Origin of the sequence: Actinomyces sp. 2119 (assembly GCF_003591215.1) — a bacterium.
GTDB lineage: Bacteria > Actinomycetota > Actinomycetes > Actinomycetales > Actinomycetaceae > Actinomyces > Actinomyces lilanjuaniae.
The window spans coordinates 40,995-56,264 of sequence record NZ_QYRR01000009.1; the positions used below are offsets into that span (position 1 = coordinate 40,995).

Genomic DNA, 15,270 nt, shown 5'->3' on the forward strand with positions numbered 1-15,270 from the left:
TCACGCAAGACCCACTCAGGATATCTACCCAGGACGGCCGCCCATGACCACCCCGACCACCTCATCCACTCCGCCCGGCCCGACAGCCTCGTCGACCCAGTCCGCCCCTCCTGACGCACGTCTGGCGCGTACCGGCCTGCGCGTCGGCGACCGCAGCCTGGGAGAGTTCCTCATGGCGCAGCGCGCCTTCATCGCCCTCATCGTCCTCGTCGTCGTCTTCGCCTCCCTGTCCAGCAGCTTCCTGGACCCGACGAACCTCGTGTCCATGACCAAGCACGTGGCCTACAACGCCCTGCTCGCCCTGGGAATGCTCCTGGTCATCCTCACCGGGGGCATCGACTTGTCGGTGGGGTCGGTAGTAGGTCTGACCGGCGTGGTCGCGGGTGTCATGCTGCGTGGGACGCACCTGTCCCTCCTGGACCTCAACGCCTACCCCTCGGTACTTGTCGTCGTCATCGTCGCCCTGCTCGTGGGCACAGGAGTGGGTGCGCTCAACGGTCTCCTGGTCACCCGCTTCCGCGTGGCCCCCTTCATCGCCACCCTCGGCTCCCTGTACATGGCTAGGGGAGCCGCCCTGCTCATCTCTGGCGGGGAGACCTACTCCGACCTTGACGGCGCGGAAGGGCTGGGCAACACCGGATTCTACGTTCTGGGCGTCTCACGGTTCCTGGGCCTGCCTACCTCGGTGTGGCTCATGATCGTCCTCGGGGCGCTCGTGGCGCTCCTGGTCGCCCGGGCACCCTTCGGGAGGTGGTTGTACGCCGTGGGTGGCAACGAGCGGGCCGCTGAGCTCTCCGGGGTGCCGGTGAACCGGGTGAAGATGCGCGTCTACATGGCCTCGGGGTTCTTCGCCGCCCTGGCCGGGCTCATTATCGCCTCAGAGCTGACAGCCGCCGCCCCTGCGGCGGGCGAGACCTACGAGATGAACGCCATCGCGGCGGTCGTCATCGGCGGGGCTTCCCTGGCCGGAGGGCGCGGGGACGTCAAGGGGGCGCTTATCGGCGCCTTCGTCATCGGCTTCCTCAACGACGGGCTGGTGCTGGTCGGGGTCTCCTCGTTCTGGCAGACCTTCCTCAAGGGTCTGGTCATCGTCCTGGCCGTGGTGCTCGACCAGGGCCAGCAGCGCCTGGAGCGCTCCCGGGCCGCCGCCCAGGCCGCCCGCAGCGTCAGGCTCGAGGTCGAGCGGACCAGCCCGGGCGGAGAGGCCAGTGCGGGTGCGCAGGCCGGTCCGCCTGACGAGGCAGGCGAGGGTGGCACCAGTGCCCGGCGGCCGCAGGCGCAGACCCAGACGCAGACCCGGACCCAGATACAGACCCAGACGCAGACCCGGACGGAGGCGGCGGCCTCCCGGTCGGCTTCCGTGCCGACAGCGACGGATGAGAGCGAGGACCCGCAATGACGCCCCGGACACCCCTGACAGTCCCACCGGCTCTGCCCGCTCCTCCGGCGACCTCGGCCGCGCTGCTGGCCAGGACACCAGCCGCTGCGCTGACGCCCGGTGCAGCCGCTGTGGTGCCCACGCGGCGCAGCCTCCTGAGGGCCTCGCTGGTCGGCTGCGTCGCCCTGCCGGCGTTGGCTGCCCTGGGCGCCTGCTCCTCGCGGGGCGCGGACTCGGACTACATCGCCGTCATCACCCCGGCCCACGACAACCCCTACTTCAAGACCGAGGCTGACGCAGCCGTGGACAGAGCGCGCGCCCTGGGGTACGCGGCCACGGCCTTCTCCCACCGCGACGACGTCAACGTGCAGTCCGAGCTCATCGACTCCGCGGTCTCCCAACGCGCGGTGGCCATCATCCTGGACAACGCGGGCGCGGACTCCACCGAGGGGGCCTCCCGCAGGGCCGTGGAGGCCGGGGTGCCCGTGTTCCTCATCGACCGCGAGATCAATGAGGCGGGGATCGTCCAGGCCCAGATCGTGGCCAACAACTCCCAGGGGGCGGCGCTGGTGGCCCAGCGGCTGGCCGAGGAGCTTCAGGGAAAGGGGCGCTACTACGAGCTGCTCGGGCGTGAGACCGACACCAACGCGGCGGTGCGCTCCACGGCCTTCCACTCTGTGCTGGACCAGTACGAGGGCCTGGAGCTCGCTGGCCAGGAGACCGCCAACTGGGACCAGCAGGAGGCCTACACCAAGGTGGAGACCCTGCTGCAGCGCGACAGCGGCATCCAGGCCATTATCTGTGGCAACGACACCATGGCCGTGGGGGCGGTGGCTGCCGTCCAGCAGGCCGGGCGCACCGGTGACATCGTGGTGGCCGGGTTCGACGGCAGTCCTGACGCCGTGGACGCGATCAAGGCGGGCACCATGCTGGCCACCGGCATGCAGCCCGCCGTGCTCATCGCCCAGATGGCGGTGGAGCAGGCCCACGCCTACGTGACCGGTGGCAGTACCGGGAAGAGGGAGAAGCAGCTTGTGGACTGCGTGCTCATCGACGAGTCCAACGCGCAGGGCTACACCCTCTTCGAGATGGAGGAGGACTCCTAGGGCCCGTCGCGACAGTGGTGTGGGGGCGGGGAGCCAGACGGGCAGGACTGGTGCTGCGCAGTGTCGTCTGCTAGGCTAAGCACAGATATCATTCAAAGATGAATGCTTATTCTCTCTTGTCCGTTGCCCGCGTGGCAGCCCGCTTCCCTCGCAGAGGAGGCTTCTGATGAGTACCCCCTACATCCTCGCCCTCGACGAGGGCACCACCAACGCCAAGGCCCTCGCCGTGGCACGTGACGGTACCGTCCTGGCAGCAGGGTCGGCACCCGTGCCCGTGGCCTACCCGCGCCCCGGCTGGGTGGAGCAGGACGCCGACGCCGTCTGGAAGGCCCAGGTCGAGGCGATCAGGGCCTGCCTCGGGGTTCTCGACGCAGGCCCGGAGGGTGTCGCCATCTCCAACCAGCGCGAGTCCGTGGTTGCCTGGGACGCGCGCACCGGTGCCGCGCTCGGCCCCGTCATCGGCTGGCAGGACTCCCGTACCGCCGAGTTCTGTGACTGGCTGCGTTCCCCTGAGCGCGAGTTCGCCGTGTCCGTGGCCACCGGCCTGTCCCTGGACCCTATGTTCTCCGCCCCGAAGATGCGCTACCTGCTGGACCGGCTCGGTGCCAGCGCCGGGGTCGTGGACGGGCAGGTGCGGGTGGGCACGATCGACTCCTGGCTGGTGTCACGCCTGACCGGCCAGGACTCCTACGTCATTGAGGCGGGCAACGCCTCGCGCACCCTGCTGCTGGACCTGTCCACGCTGGAGTGGTCGCAGCCCATGTGCGACCTCTTCGGCGTGGCCAGGGAGATTCTGCCCCAGGTGGTGGCCTCCAACGCCGACTTCGGCTCCACCAGGGGGCTGGACGTGCTTCCCGACGGGGTACCGGTGGTTGGGGTGCTGGGCGACTCCCACGCCGCGCTGTTCGGACACGGCTGTCGCACCCCTGCCGAGGGCAAGGCCACCTACGGCACTGGCTCCTCCGTCATGGTGCCCGCAGGTGCGCAGCCCTCCGTGCGCCGGGGCGTGTCCACCACCCTGGCCTGGTTGACCGAGGAGCCCGTCTACGGTTACGAGGGCAATGTCGTCGCCTCTGGGACTGCCATGGACTGGGCCGCCCGGCTCCTGGGCGTGGAGGCGGGCAAGGGCCTTGACGCGCTGGCGGCTACCGTGGAGGACGCTGCAGGTGTCAGCCTGGTACCCGCCTTCACCGGGCTGGGCGCCCCCTGGTGGGACCGCCAGGCCGTGGGCGTCATCACTGGCGTCACTGCTGGTTCCAGCCGCGGGCACCTGGCTCGCGCGGCCCTGGAGAGCGTGGCCCACCAGGTCGCCGACGTCGTCGATGCACTGGGGGCGCAGGACCTGACCGTCCTGCACGCCGACGGCGGGGCCACCGCCTCCTGCCTGCTCATGCAGACCCAGGCCGACCTGCTGGGCCGTGACGTCATGGTCAGCGCCGATGCGGAGATCTCCGCCCTGGGCGCAGCCCTTATGGGTTTCACCCGCCTGGGCTGGGAAGTGCCGACACCCCTGCCGGGCCAGCAGGAGCAGGGCGGCAGGCGCTACCACCCGGTGCTCGACGAGCACCAGCGCTCCTGCGCCCGCACCCGGTGGTCCCACGCTCTGGCCCGCTCCCGCCTGGCCCCCGGCGCGTGAGCCCTCACGGTGGCTCCGCAGCCGGGCGGGGTGCCAGAAGGCCCCGGATGCTGCTGGCCGTCCACCGCAGCCAGTCCACACCTGAGATCGCCAACCATTCTCAGACAACACCACCAGTCGGGGGAGATGACACACCATGACTACAGCGACTACGGCGACTACGGCGACGAACACGACCCCAGCTGCGGCGACAGGCACTGCAGCAGGACCAGGGATGTGCCCGGGGACGGTCCAGGCCGCTGCCAGCCCCGTCTTCGGCGCGGGCCTGTGGAACTTCGCTACCTACGTGGACCGCTACGCCGTGGACCGCTACGGGGAGGCCCGCTCCACCATCGAGCAGATTGAGCTGGCTGCGCGGGTGGGCGACATCAGCTATGTGGACCTCAACTACCCTTTCACGCACGGTGTCAGTCTCGGCGACGTCAAGGCGGCGCTAGAGCGCACCGGTATCGCGGCCATCGGTGTCACTCCGGAGATCTACCTGCGCGAGCACCAGCTGGGGGCCTTCACCAACCCAGACCCGGCCAGGCGGGCCTCCGCCATGGCGATCATGCAGGGCGCGGCCGACGTGGTACGCGAACTCGGCGCACGCTACGTCAAGATCTGGCCCGGCCAGGACGGATTCGACTACCCCTTCCAGGTGGACTACGCCGAGCTGAACCGCCTGGCCGTCGACGGCATGCGCGACCTGGCCCAGGCCAACCCCGACCTGCGATTCGTCATTGAGTACAAGCCGCGTGAGCCGCGTACCCACATGCTCTGGTCCTCCGCGGCCAGGACAGTACTGGGCATCCAGCAGATGGGGGTGGACAACGTGGGCGTGCTGCTGGACTTCGGCCACGCCCTGTTCGGCGGGGAGTCCCCCGCTGAGGCCGCCCAGCTGCTCATTGACCACGGCCTGCTGTGGGGTATGGACGTCAACGACAACTTTCGGGGCTGGGACGACGACATGGTGGTGGGCAGTGTCCACATCACCGAGGTATTCGAGTTCTTCCACACCCTGAGGAAGAACGGCTGGGAGGGGGTGTGGCAACTCGACCAGTTCCCCTTCCGTGAGGACGTGGTGGATAACGCCCGCACCTCCATCCGCTTCCTCAAGGCCATCCACCGCGCCCTAGAGCGCCTGGACGAGGAGGCCCTGGCGCAGGCCCAGGCCCGCCACGACTCCCTGGCCGCCCAGCGCGCCGTCCAGGACGCACTTCTGGGCTGCATGGCCTGAGCCGCCAGGAAGCACCTGAGCCGAGCAAGAGGAAAGGAGACCTGCTGTCATGACTGTCTCGGCCGACCTGCCCGTCATCGGGCGCACCGCACCTGGAGCCTCCCGGGAGGAGGTGATCAGCCACCTGAGGGAGGGGGCGCGCCTGATCCGCCGCAAGGCCCTGACCAACATCGTCAGTGCCGGGATGGGACACGTAGGCGGGGAGATGTCGATCATTGACGCCCTGGCCGTCCTCTACCTGCACTCGGCCAGGATCACCCCGGACAATCTGGAGGACCCCGACCGCGACCGTGTCATCCTGTCCAAGGGGCATGCCGCCAACGCCCTGTACACGACGCTGGCGGCAGCCGGAGTCATCCCTGTCGAGCAGCTCGACACCTTTGTCCAGCCGGGCTCCGCCCTCAACGGACACCCCTCCCGTACCTCGGTGCCCGGCGTGGAGGCCAGCACGGGACCCTTGGGGCACGGCCTGCCTGTCGGTGTCGGGGACGCCGTCGCCGCCAAGATCGACGGCTCGCCCCGACGCGTGTTCGTCCTCACCGGCGACGGCGAGCTCCAGGAGGGATCCAACTGGGAGGCCCTCATGTTCGCCTCCCAGCAGCAGCTGGACAACCTGTGTGTGCTGGTGGACCGCAACCGTCTTCAGCAGGGTGCCCGGGTCGAGGACACCAACGACCTGTCCCCGTTGGACGACAAGGCCCGAGCCTTCGGCTGGGAGGTCGTTGAGGTCGACGCCCACGATTACGGACAGCTCCTTGACGTGTTCGCAGGGGTCCCCTCCGCCAGCGGGCGGCCCACCTTTGTCATCGCCCACTCGCACAAGGGGCACCCGATCTCGTTCATGTCTGACTCGGTCGCCTGGCACCACAGGCTGCCCAGTGATGCCGAGGTGGAGCAGGCACTGGCAGAGCTGGAGGCACTGGTATGAATACCATCACTGAGACAGGGCACATGTACGACTGCCGACAGGCCTACGCGCAGACCCTGCTGGACATCGCGCGCCATGACGAGCGGCTTGTCGTGGTTACCAATGACTCCGTGGGATCCTCAAGCCTGGGTGAGTTCCGTCAGGAGATGCCTGGTCGGCTCGTCAATGTCGGCATTGCTGAGCAGAACCAGGTGGGAGTGGCCGCAGGGCTGGAGAACGGAGGCAAGGTCCCTGTCGTCTCCTGCGCGGGATCCTTCCTGTCCGCCCGCGCCACCGAGCAGGTCAAGATCGATACCGCCTACTCCCGCCGTCACGTGCTGCTGTGCGCCCAGTCGCCGGGCCTGGCCTATGGGGCGCTAGGCTCCACCCACCACAGCGCAGAGGACGTGTCGATCATGCGCGCCATCCCGGGCATGACCGTCATCGTCCCGGCGGACCCGGCTGAGACCGCCGGAGCCGTGCGCTGGGCTTACGAACAGCTCGACGGCCCGGCCTACATCCGCGTCTCACGTATGAAGGTGCCTGCCGTCCACGCCGAGGACTACGCGTTCACACCCCGGGCGGTCGTGCTCCACGAGGGAACGGACCTGACGGTGATCGCCAACGGTGTCACCGTCCACCGGGCGGTCCAGGCCGTGACACAACTGGCTCGGGAGGGGATCAGTGTCCGGCTGCTGTCGGTGCCTGTGGTCAAGCCGCTGGATGAGGAGGCGGTCCTGGCTGCCGCCCGCGAGACCGTAGGGATCATCACCGTGGAGGAGGGGACTGTCAAGGGTGGCCTGGGTGGTGCCGTCGCCGAGCTGACCGCCAGTCGGCACCCTGTGCCAGTCAGGAGAGTCGGCGTGCCCGACGAGTTCGCCCCCACCGGCTCCGAGTCCTGGCTTATGGACCACTGGGGTATCAGCGCTGAGGGCATTATCGCCGCGGCCAAGGACCTGCTCGCCTGACGCAGGAGCTGTCCAGGTTCTTGTCCCGCAGCGGGGCCTCCAGGCAGCGCCGACGTTGACGGCCCGGCGTGCACCTGGTGGCCCCGCTGTGCGGTGCTCCGGGGGTGCGCTCTGCCGACTGTGCCCGCCGTCTGGACGCACGATCCGTGCCCGGTACGTCCTGGCAGTGAGGTAATGGTTCCGCCGACCTCGTGCTACCGGAGCCACTGGTGATCTCTAGGGATCACCCAGATTCTAATTCAGATTGGCATACAGATGACATTCGGGTGGGTGAGATGAGGGCGGCTTGGTCTAGACTCCGCAGGTCTCGGGCGTACGACCCCTATTTTTAGGGTGAGATTGCGGCATATCTGAGAGGGGTGCGTACGTGGGGGAGGTGGGGTGGGTTGACACAGAGGTGCGAGGGAGATAGCATGAAGTGCAGACATTCGGTACTGAATACTGATTCATCAACTCAAGGGCGAGTGTGAGGAGTACCTTCATGTCACAGGACCAGATATCGACGCTCTTCCGCGACCACTTCGCGGGAAGGCACGTTGTCGTCACCGGCGCCGCAGGAGGCATCGGCCTGGGTATTGCTCGGGCCTTCGCGAGCTGCGGGGCGACGGTGCGTGTCGCTGACCTGTGCGGCGCAGTGCTCGATGTGGCTGAGGATCTGCGCAGCGAGGGGCTTGCGGTTACTGCCGAGCAGCTCGACGTGACCGACGACCCCAGCGTGCGAGCCTTCTTCCGGCGTGTCGGCGAGGACTTCGGCGGGCTTGACGTCTTGGTCTCCAACGCGGGCGTCATCGAGATCGAGAGGCTGGAGGACACGACGACCGAGGGGTTCGAGCGTGTCCTGCGCGTCAACACCCTGGCTCAGTTCATCGCCGCTCGGGAGGCTGCGCCTTTACTACGCAGGGCCGGCGGGGGGTCGATCATCAACGCGGCCTCGGCCCAGGCCCGTCACGGCTTCATCTACACCCCCGGTTATGCTGCCTCCAAGTTTGGTGTGCTGGGACTGACCCAGTCGCTGGCCAAGGAGCTGGCTGCGGACGGTATCCGGGTCAATGCCTACTGCCCGGGCATCGTGGTCACGGACATGTGGGCCTACAACGACAGGAGGTGGGGCTCCCTGCTGGGCGGCTACGAGCCGGGTGAGCTCGTGGCTGAGTGGATAGACAAGATTCCCCTGGGCCGTGCGGCAACCAGGGAGGACGTCGCCAACCTTGTCCTCTTCCTCGCGTCTGACGCTGCCGGGTGCATCACGGGCCAGGCCGTCAACGTTGACGGCGGCATGGAAATGAACTGACCGGGTGCGGAGGAGAACTCAGATGTCGTACGCACAAGCCGTAGCGCACGGCTCAGTCCAGTCGGCCGCGCCTCGCTGGGGAAGGCTGGCCGAGGCTCTCAAGAGCACCGGAGGGGCGGTGATAGGGCTTGTCGTCCTTGTCGTCGTCCTGTCCCTGGTCGCCCCCGGCTTTGCCACCTCGCGCAACCTTGTCAATATTATCGACCAGGTGACGACCCTAGGTATTGTCGCTATCGGTGGGACCGCTATTATTATCACCGGCGGTATCGACCTGTCGGTGGGGTCGGTCATGGCACTGGCGACGATGGTGCTGGGCTGGTTGTCTCACGACGGCGGCTGGCCCATGTGGGCGGCTATGGTCGCTGCGGCGCTTGTCGGTACCGCGTGCGGCGCCGTCAACGGCGTAGCAGTGACGATCGCCAAGCTGCCGCCCTTTATCGCGACGCTGGCCATGATGTCTGTTGCGCGCGGCCTGGCCAACCTCATCACGGACGGCCAGCAGATCGTGGGCTACCCCGACTGGTTCTTCAGTCTCTCCTCCCAGAGGTACCTGGAGTTCTTCTCGGTCACGGCCGTGACGCTGGTCGTCATCGCTGTCGTGTCCGCAGTGTGGTTGCGGTCGCGGCCCTCGGGGCGGGCGCTGTACGCGATCGGGGGAGGTGAGGAGGTCGCCCGGCTGGCTGGTATCCAGGTCAGGCGGGTCGTGACGGCTACCTACGCCATTGCGGGAGCCCTGGCCGGGGTGGCAGGGATCATCCTCGCTACAAGGCTCGACTCCTCGCAGCCCAGCGCAGGGACAGGGCTTGAGCTCGATGTGATCGCGGCCGTCGTCATCGGCGGAGCGAGCCTGACCGGTGGGGTGGGGAGCATATCGGGGACCGTCGTCGGCGTGCTCATTATCGGCATCCTTCGAAACGGTCTCAACCTTCTTGGGGTGTCGCCGTTCATTCAGGCCATTCTCATCGGCCTGGTTATTGCCGTTGCGGTGATGGGTGACGTCCTCAGACGCAGGAACTAGGCGGGACCAGCGGAAGGAAAGGGGTCCTCCATGAGACGTAAAGAATTTATCAGGCTTGTTGGGGCCGGGGTGGCCGTCGCGGCCGTCGGCCCGCTGGCTGGCTGCCGCTCGAGCCAGTCCTCTGGTGGGAGGAGGATAGGGCTGGCCGTCGCCAACCTCCAGGCCGACTTCTTCAACCGTATACGCCAGTCTGCGGAGGCAGAGGCTCAGGCCCAGGGCGCGCAGATCATCGTCGCAGACGCAGGAGGCGACGCCGACAAGCAGGTCAGCCAGGTCCAGGACCTCATCAGCCAGCAGGTCGAGGCAGTCATCTACATCCCGGCCGGGGCCACCGCAGCGAGCGTACCTGTCCGTAACGCCCGCGCCCAGGACATCCCGGTCGTGACGGTTGACCGAAATCCGGACGGAGAGCCCGGAGACACCTTTATCGCCACCGACTCCGTGGCGGCGGCCCAGGTCCTGGGCGAGTGGGTCGTGGAACGTACCGGAGGTGCCGGGACGCTTGGAGTCATCCAGGGGCAGGTCGGGACCACCCCGGAGAACGACCGGGACAAGGGGTTCAAGAACGGGATCTCCGGCTCCCAGGTCACTGAGGTCGCGCGTCAGGCCTCCGAGGGCTGGCACCAGGACGAGGGCTTTGACATTGCACAGGACATGCTTCAGGCCCACTCAGAGATCGACGTCATCTTTGGCCGCTCTGACGCTCTTGCGCTGGGTGCGGCGCAGGCAGCCCGGGCAGTAGGGCGTGACGACATCCTCATCGTGGGGTTCGACGGCGACGACGCCGGGCTCCAGGGGGTCAAGGACGGCACGATCGCCGCGACCATGGTCCAGAAGACCATGTACATGGGGCAGCTGGCGGTTCAGTCCGCTCTGCGGCTCATCAATGGGGAGACGGTCGAGCCCGAGCAGCTTCAGGAGGGGAGTCTGGCCACGCCTGACAACGTCGACGAGTTCATCGGTGAGCACCCATGAGGGGGACAGCGACTGGCGTGGCTCACGAGAGCCTGACGGGTGTGGTTGACAGGGACGCTGACAGCGGCGCAGCCGGGAGCGTACCGCTGCTGTCCGTCAGGCAGGTGGGCAAGCGCTACCCGGGAACAGTAGCGCTGACGGGTATCGACCTGGACGTCCGTGCCGGCGAGGTAGTGGCGCTGCTGGGTGAGAACGGGGCCGGGAAGTCGACGCTGGCGAGGATCATTGCAGGCGTCGAGGCCCCGACCAGCGGGACGATGGAGTGGCAGGGGCGTGCCTACGCTCCGACCTCCCCGCTGGACGCCATCCGTGCCGGTGTAGGCATGATCCACCAGGAGATGCGGCTCCTGCCGGATCTGACGGTGGCTGAGAACGTGTTCGTCGGACGGTGGCCCCGCCTCGCGCGGGGCAGTGTCGACCAGAGGGCGATGCGAGAGGAGGCGCGTAGGCACCTCGAGCGGCTTGGCTTCTCCAGACCGATGTCCACCCTGGTGCGCGACCTCAGCGTGGCCGGGCAGCAGCAGGTGGAGATCGCCAAGGCGCTGTCGCAGCGCTCACGGCTCATCATTCTCGACGAGCCCACCGCAGCCCTTGGGGGCGAGGAGACCCAGGCGCTGTTCACATGTGTCCGCGATCTTCAGGCTGACGGGGTCGCGTTCGTCTACGTCAGTCACAGGCTCGCTGAGATCGCACAGATCGCCACCCGGGTCGTGGTCCTGCGTGACGGCGCACAGGTGGCCCAGCACGCCAGCGCGCGGGTCCCGCCTGAGGATCTGGTTGCCGAGATGGTGGGAAGAAGGGTCGACAGGCTGTTCCCGCCTCTGACCACCCCGGGTGAGCGGGTGGTGCTGCGCGCCAGTGGGATCAGCGCCGCCAACGGGTTCGTCAGGGACGTCGACCTTGAGGTGCGCGAGGGCGAGGTCCTCGGGATCGCAGGTCTTGTGGGGGCGGGCCGTACTGAGCTGGTTCGGGCGGTGGCCGGAGCGGACACGACGGCCAGCGGCACCGTGTGGGTGGAGGGCAGTCGGCTGCGGCCACGCTCCATCAGGGCAGCGAAGGCCGCGGGTCTCGTCATGGTCCCCGAGGACCGCAGGCGGCAGGGGCTGCTTACCGAGGCGTCCGTGCGGGAGAACGTGAGCCTGCCGAACTTTGACAAGGTATGTGGGCCGTCCGGGTGGCTGAGCAGCTCCCGGGCCAAGGCGCTGGCCAACGACGTCATATCGCAGATGGGCGTCAAGGGCGACCCCGGCAAGAAGGTCGGACAGCTCTCCGGAGGGAACCAGCAGAAGGTGGTCATCGGAAAGTGGGTCGCGCGGTCTCCCAAGGTCGTCATCCTTGACGAGCCGACTCGCGGGATCGACGTGGGCGCCCGTGCCTCCGTCTACGAGGTGGTTGACCAGTTGCGGCGTCGTGGCGTCGCTGTCGTCGTGGTGAGTTCGGACCTGGAGGAGGTGATCGGGCTGTCTCACCGCGTCATGGTGCTCAGCCGGGGGCGGGTCCAGGGAGTCCTGGACCACGAGGAGGCTGACGGGGAGCGAATTATCTCGATGGCTACCCGTTGACCAGGCCCGTTGGCTGGTGGCCTGAGCGGTACCAGTTCTGCGGTACCAGTTCTACGGCGGCCGTGCGGGCAGGAGGGAGACGATCGGGGACAAACCAGAACAACCAGGCGAGATCACCGTCACCGGTGACGCTTCCGCGCTCATAGGTCGTGGGGCCTTGGGCAGGAGAAAGGCATATACGAAGGGAGCTCGTATGAGCGTCAACGACACCAGTACCACTAGCAGCGTCGACGTATTTGACATCTCCGGCAGGGTCGCTGTCGTCACTGGGGCGGCCTCCGGAATCGGCCAGGCAGTTGCCAGGCACCTGGCCGCCTGCGGGGCCAGGGTGGCCTGCGCCGACCTGCCCGGCGAGCCCCTGGAGGCCGTCGTCGAGGACATCACTGCGGCAGGCGGTAGCGCCGTCACCGTCCCCTGGGACGTCACCGTGGAGGAGGAGGCCGAGGCCGCCGTCGCCACCACCCAGGACAGGCTCGGTCCGCTGACCCTGGCCTTCAACGCCGCAGGAATCGCAAACGCCACCCCGGCCCTGGACATGTCACTGTCCCAGTGGCAGCGCATGTACGACGTCAACTGCACCGGCGTCTTCCTGGCCAGCAGGGCCCAGGGCCGGGCCATGATTGCGGCCGGCGGGGGCTCGATCGTCAACGTCGCCTCTATGTCGGGCACGATTGTCAACCGGGGCCTGGTCCAGGTCCACTACAACTCGGCCAAGGCAGCGGTTATCCACCTGTCGAGGTCCCTGGCCATGGAGTGGGCACGCCAGGGGGTGCGGGTCAACACCATCAGTCCCGGCTACACCGCCACACCCATGAACACCCGACCCGAGGTGGCCGAGCAGGCTAGGCAGTTCGCCGAGGACACCCCCCTGGGACGCATGGCCCAGCCGGAGGAGATGACTGGTCCTGCCCACTTTCTCCTGTCCGACGCCGCCAGTTTCCTTACCGGCCACGACCTTCTCGTCGACGGAGGCTTCACTGCCTGGTGACATGACGACGTCTCAGGTACGTACCAGTGGCGTACCTGAGACACGCCTGGTACGTACGGGCGGGTCTGCCAGCCGTGCCTGCAACCGGGTGCTCTGGGGCTGGTGGCTTCACGGGTAGATTGGGAGTGCCCTGGTCCCGTCAACCGGGACAGCCCCTGCCCCGGAGAGGACACCAGTCGGTGAACGACGACAGCCAGTTGCGGCTCATGGCCCGCATCGCGCGCATGTACCACGAGCTCGGTATGAAGCAGACGCAGATCGCCACCGAGCTGCACGTGTCCCAGCCGCGTGTCTCCCGCCTGCTTAAGCGTGCTGGTGAGGAGGGCATCGTGCGTACTGTCGTCGCGCTGCCCACTGGGACCTACACCGAGCTGGAGGAGGCTCTGGAGGAGCGCTACGGCCTGTCGGAGTGCGTCGTCGTCGACGCTGACGACTCTGACCAGGGCGTGACCTCGGCGCTTGCCACGGCGGGGGCCGCCTACCTGGAGACCACGCTGACCGGCGGGGACACCATCGGACTGTCCTCGTGGTCGGCCACCTGGCTGGCGGCGGTCCAGCAGCTGGCCCCGTTCCGGCTGCCCGTGGCGGACCGGGTCATCCAGCTGTTCGGGGGGGTCGGGCACCCGCAGGTCCAGGTCAAGGCGACCAGGCTGATCGACCAGCTGGCCCGGGCCACCGGGGCTCAGGCTGTCTTCTTCCCCTCCCCTGCGGTCCTAGGGACCCCGGAGGCGGCGGCCCAGCTGCGTCAGGACGTGTCGGTGCGCTCGGTTCTGGACCAGCTCCGCGAGGTGACAGTCTCCCTGGTGGGCATCGGCAGCCTGGAGCCCTCCCCGCTGCTGCGCGAGTCAGGGAACATGACGTCGGAGGAAGACGACGCCCAGCTACGGGCAGCGGGAGCGGTGGGGGACGTGTGCCTGCGGTTCTTTGACGCGCAGGGGCGGCCCGTGGCCTCCGACTACGACGAGCGTCTGGTGGGGGCCGACGCCGAGCAGCTGCGAGCGGTGCCACGTCGCGTGGCGGCGGCGGGAGGGCAGCGCAAGCACGCCGCCGTCAGGGGAGCCCTGCTGGGCGGCTGGGTGGACGTGCTTATCACCGACGTCGACACCGCCAGGGCGCTGCTCGCTCAGGAGCGGCCCCTCTCAGGAAAGGACGTCTCTGGCGCCGGTGGTGCTGCCTGAGGCCGTGGCGAGTCACGTACCCGGGCGGAGGTGCCTGCCGACAGCAATGACGGGTGCAGGGGGTTGACGATCTTCGTGTCAGCGGTCACCATCGGAATGTCCACGACACCGGCCTGTTCAAGAGCCCCCGGCCCCGTGCGCACGAGCCTCGTCCTGGACCGGCAGCAAAGGAGCCACCATGTCGTCTCAGTCATCCCCGTCGCCGTCCCCCTCGTCACCCCCGTCGTCACCGTCCCGGTCGTCTCAGCCGCAGCGGCCCGTCCCCGTGCTGTCCGAGCTGGACCCGGCTCTTCGGGAGGCCGTCGCCGCCACCCGGGAGGTTGTCGCCGCTCTTCACGCCGAGCTGCCCCGGTGGGGGCTGGTCGTGTGGACAGCGGGCAACGTCTCCCAGCGTGTCGTTGTGGACCGTGGCAGCGGCCCGGAGAAGACCGACCTGTTTGTCATCAAGCCCTCCGGTGTGTCCTATGACGAGCTGAGCGCGGACACCATGGTGGTGTGCACCTTGGAAGGGGACAAGATTGAGGACGGCACGCCAGCCAGGCTCACGCCCTCCTCGGACACGGCCGCCCACGCCTACGTCTACCGGCACATGGACCACGTGGGAGGGGTTGTGCACACCCACTCCACCTACGCCACCGCCTGGGCCGCGCGCCGGGAGCCGATTCCCTGTGTCCTGACGATGATGGCTGACGAGTTCGGCGGGGACGTCCCTGTGGGTCCTTTTGCTCTCATCGGTGACGACTCCATCGGCCGGGGCATCGTGGAGACCCTGAGCGGGTCACGGTCCCCGGCGGTGCTCATGGCCAACCACGGTCCTTTTACGATCGGCAGGGACGCGCGTGCTGCGGTCAAGGCTGCTGTCATGTGCGAGGAGGTCGCCCGCACCGTCCACGTCGCCCGTCAGGGCGGGGAGGTCGTGCCTATCGCGGCTGATCAGGTCGAGCGTCTCAACGACCGCTACCAGAACGTCTACGGCCAGCGCTGACTGTGCTGGCGCGCTGGCGGTGCAGTCAGCGCTGCCAGCCGGTGCCCCCGGCTAGGGCA

General features: G+C 68.0%; 13 protein-coding genes. All 13 read left to right on the plus strand.

Features of this window, described 5'->3' with window-relative positions:
• The first annotated feature begins 43 nt into the window (after positions 1 to 43).
• The 13 genes from D4740_RS10985 to D4740_RS11045 all read left to right on the plus strand — a co-directional run bounded on the left by D4740_RS10985 (position 44) and on the right by D4740_RS11045 (position 15,211).
• On the plus strand, positions 44 to 1,399 hold the full coding sequence (locus D4740_RS10985; RefSeq protein ID WP_119836994.1) for an ABC transporter permease: 1,356 nt from the start codon (positions 44 to 46) through the stop codon (positions 1,397 to 1,399).
• Positions 1,396 to 2,484, plus strand: a complete 1,089-nt coding sequence (locus D4740_RS10990) for a D-ribose ABC transporter substrate-binding protein (RefSeq protein WP_119836995.1) — start codon at positions 1,396 to 1,398, stop codon at positions 2,482 to 2,484. Before D4740_RS10985 ends, D4740_RS10990 begins: the two co-directional genes overlap by 4 nt.
• A 166-nt stretch (positions 2,485 to 2,650) precedes the next feature.
• Positions 2,651 to 4,120, plus strand: coding sequence for a glycerol kinase (locus D4740_RS10995; RefSeq protein WP_119836996.1), 1,470 nt, complete (start codon positions 2,651 to 2,653; stop codon positions 4,118 to 4,120).
• A gap of 136 nt (positions 4,121 to 4,256) precedes the next feature.
• Entirely contained in the window at positions 4,257 to 5,339 is a 1,083-nt protein-coding gene (locus tag D4740_RS11000; RefSeq protein ID WP_259390812.1) for a sugar phosphate isomerase/epimerase, read from the plus strand.
• A gap of 49 nt (positions 5,340 to 5,388) precedes the next feature.
• On the plus strand, positions 5,389 to 6,267 hold the full coding sequence (locus tag D4740_RS11005; RefSeq protein WP_119836998.1) for a transketolase: 879 nt from the start codon (positions 5,389 to 5,391) through the stop codon (positions 6,265 to 6,267).
• Positions 6,264 to 7,214 (plus strand): transketolase family protein, encoded by a 951-nt coding sequence (locus D4740_RS11010; RefSeq protein WP_119836999.1) that lies wholly within the window; start codon positions 6,264 to 6,266, stop codon positions 7,212 to 7,214. Before D4740_RS11005 ends, D4740_RS11010 begins: the two co-directional genes overlap by 4 nt.
• Positions 7,215 to 7,695: 481 nt before the next feature.
• The gene (locus D4740_RS11015; RefSeq protein WP_119837000.1) at positions 7,696 to 8,505 is read left to right on the plus strand and encodes an SDR family NAD(P)-dependent oxidoreductase; all 810 of its coding nucleotides are present in this window, start codon (positions 7,696 to 7,698) and stop codon (positions 8,503 to 8,505) included.
• Positions 8,506 to 8,527: 22 nt separating this feature from the next.
• Positions 8,528 to 9,523 (plus strand): ABC transporter permease, encoded by a 996-nt coding sequence (locus D4740_RS11020; protein ID WP_119837001.1) that lies wholly within the window; start codon positions 8,528 to 8,530, stop codon positions 9,521 to 9,523.
• 30 nt (positions 9,524 to 9,553) lie between these two features.
• A complete protein-coding gene (locus D4740_RS11025) occupies positions 9,554 to 10,498 on the plus strand; it encodes a substrate-binding domain-containing protein (RefSeq protein WP_119837002.1) in 945 nt (314 codons plus the stop codon).
• A complete protein-coding gene (locus tag D4740_RS11030; protein WP_119837003.1) occupies positions 10,495 to 12,060 on the plus strand; it encodes a sugar ABC transporter ATP-binding protein in 1,566 nt (521 codons plus the stop codon). The genes D4740_RS11025 and D4740_RS11030 overlap by 4 nt, the downstream gene beginning before the upstream one ends.
• A 193-nt stretch (positions 12,061 to 12,253) precedes the next feature.
• Positions 12,254 to 13,048: an SDR family oxidoreductase gene (locus D4740_RS11035; protein WP_119837004.1), complete on the plus strand. Its 795-nt coding sequence runs from the start codon at positions 12,254 to 12,256 to the stop codon at positions 13,046 to 13,048.
• Positions 13,049 to 13,227: 179 nt separating this feature from the next.
• Complete coding sequence (locus D4740_RS11040; protein WP_243106912.1) at positions 13,228 to 14,226, plus strand: sugar-binding transcriptional regulator; 999 nt, start codon at positions 13,228 to 13,230, stop codon at positions 14,224 to 14,226.
• 178 nt (positions 14,227 to 14,404) lie between these two features.
• Positions 14,405 to 15,211 (plus strand): L-ribulose-5-phosphate 4-epimerase, encoded by an 807-nt coding sequence (locus D4740_RS11045; protein WP_119837005.1) that lies wholly within the window; start codon positions 14,405 to 14,407, stop codon positions 15,209 to 15,211.
• Positions 15,212 to 15,270 lie beyond the last annotated feature (59 nt).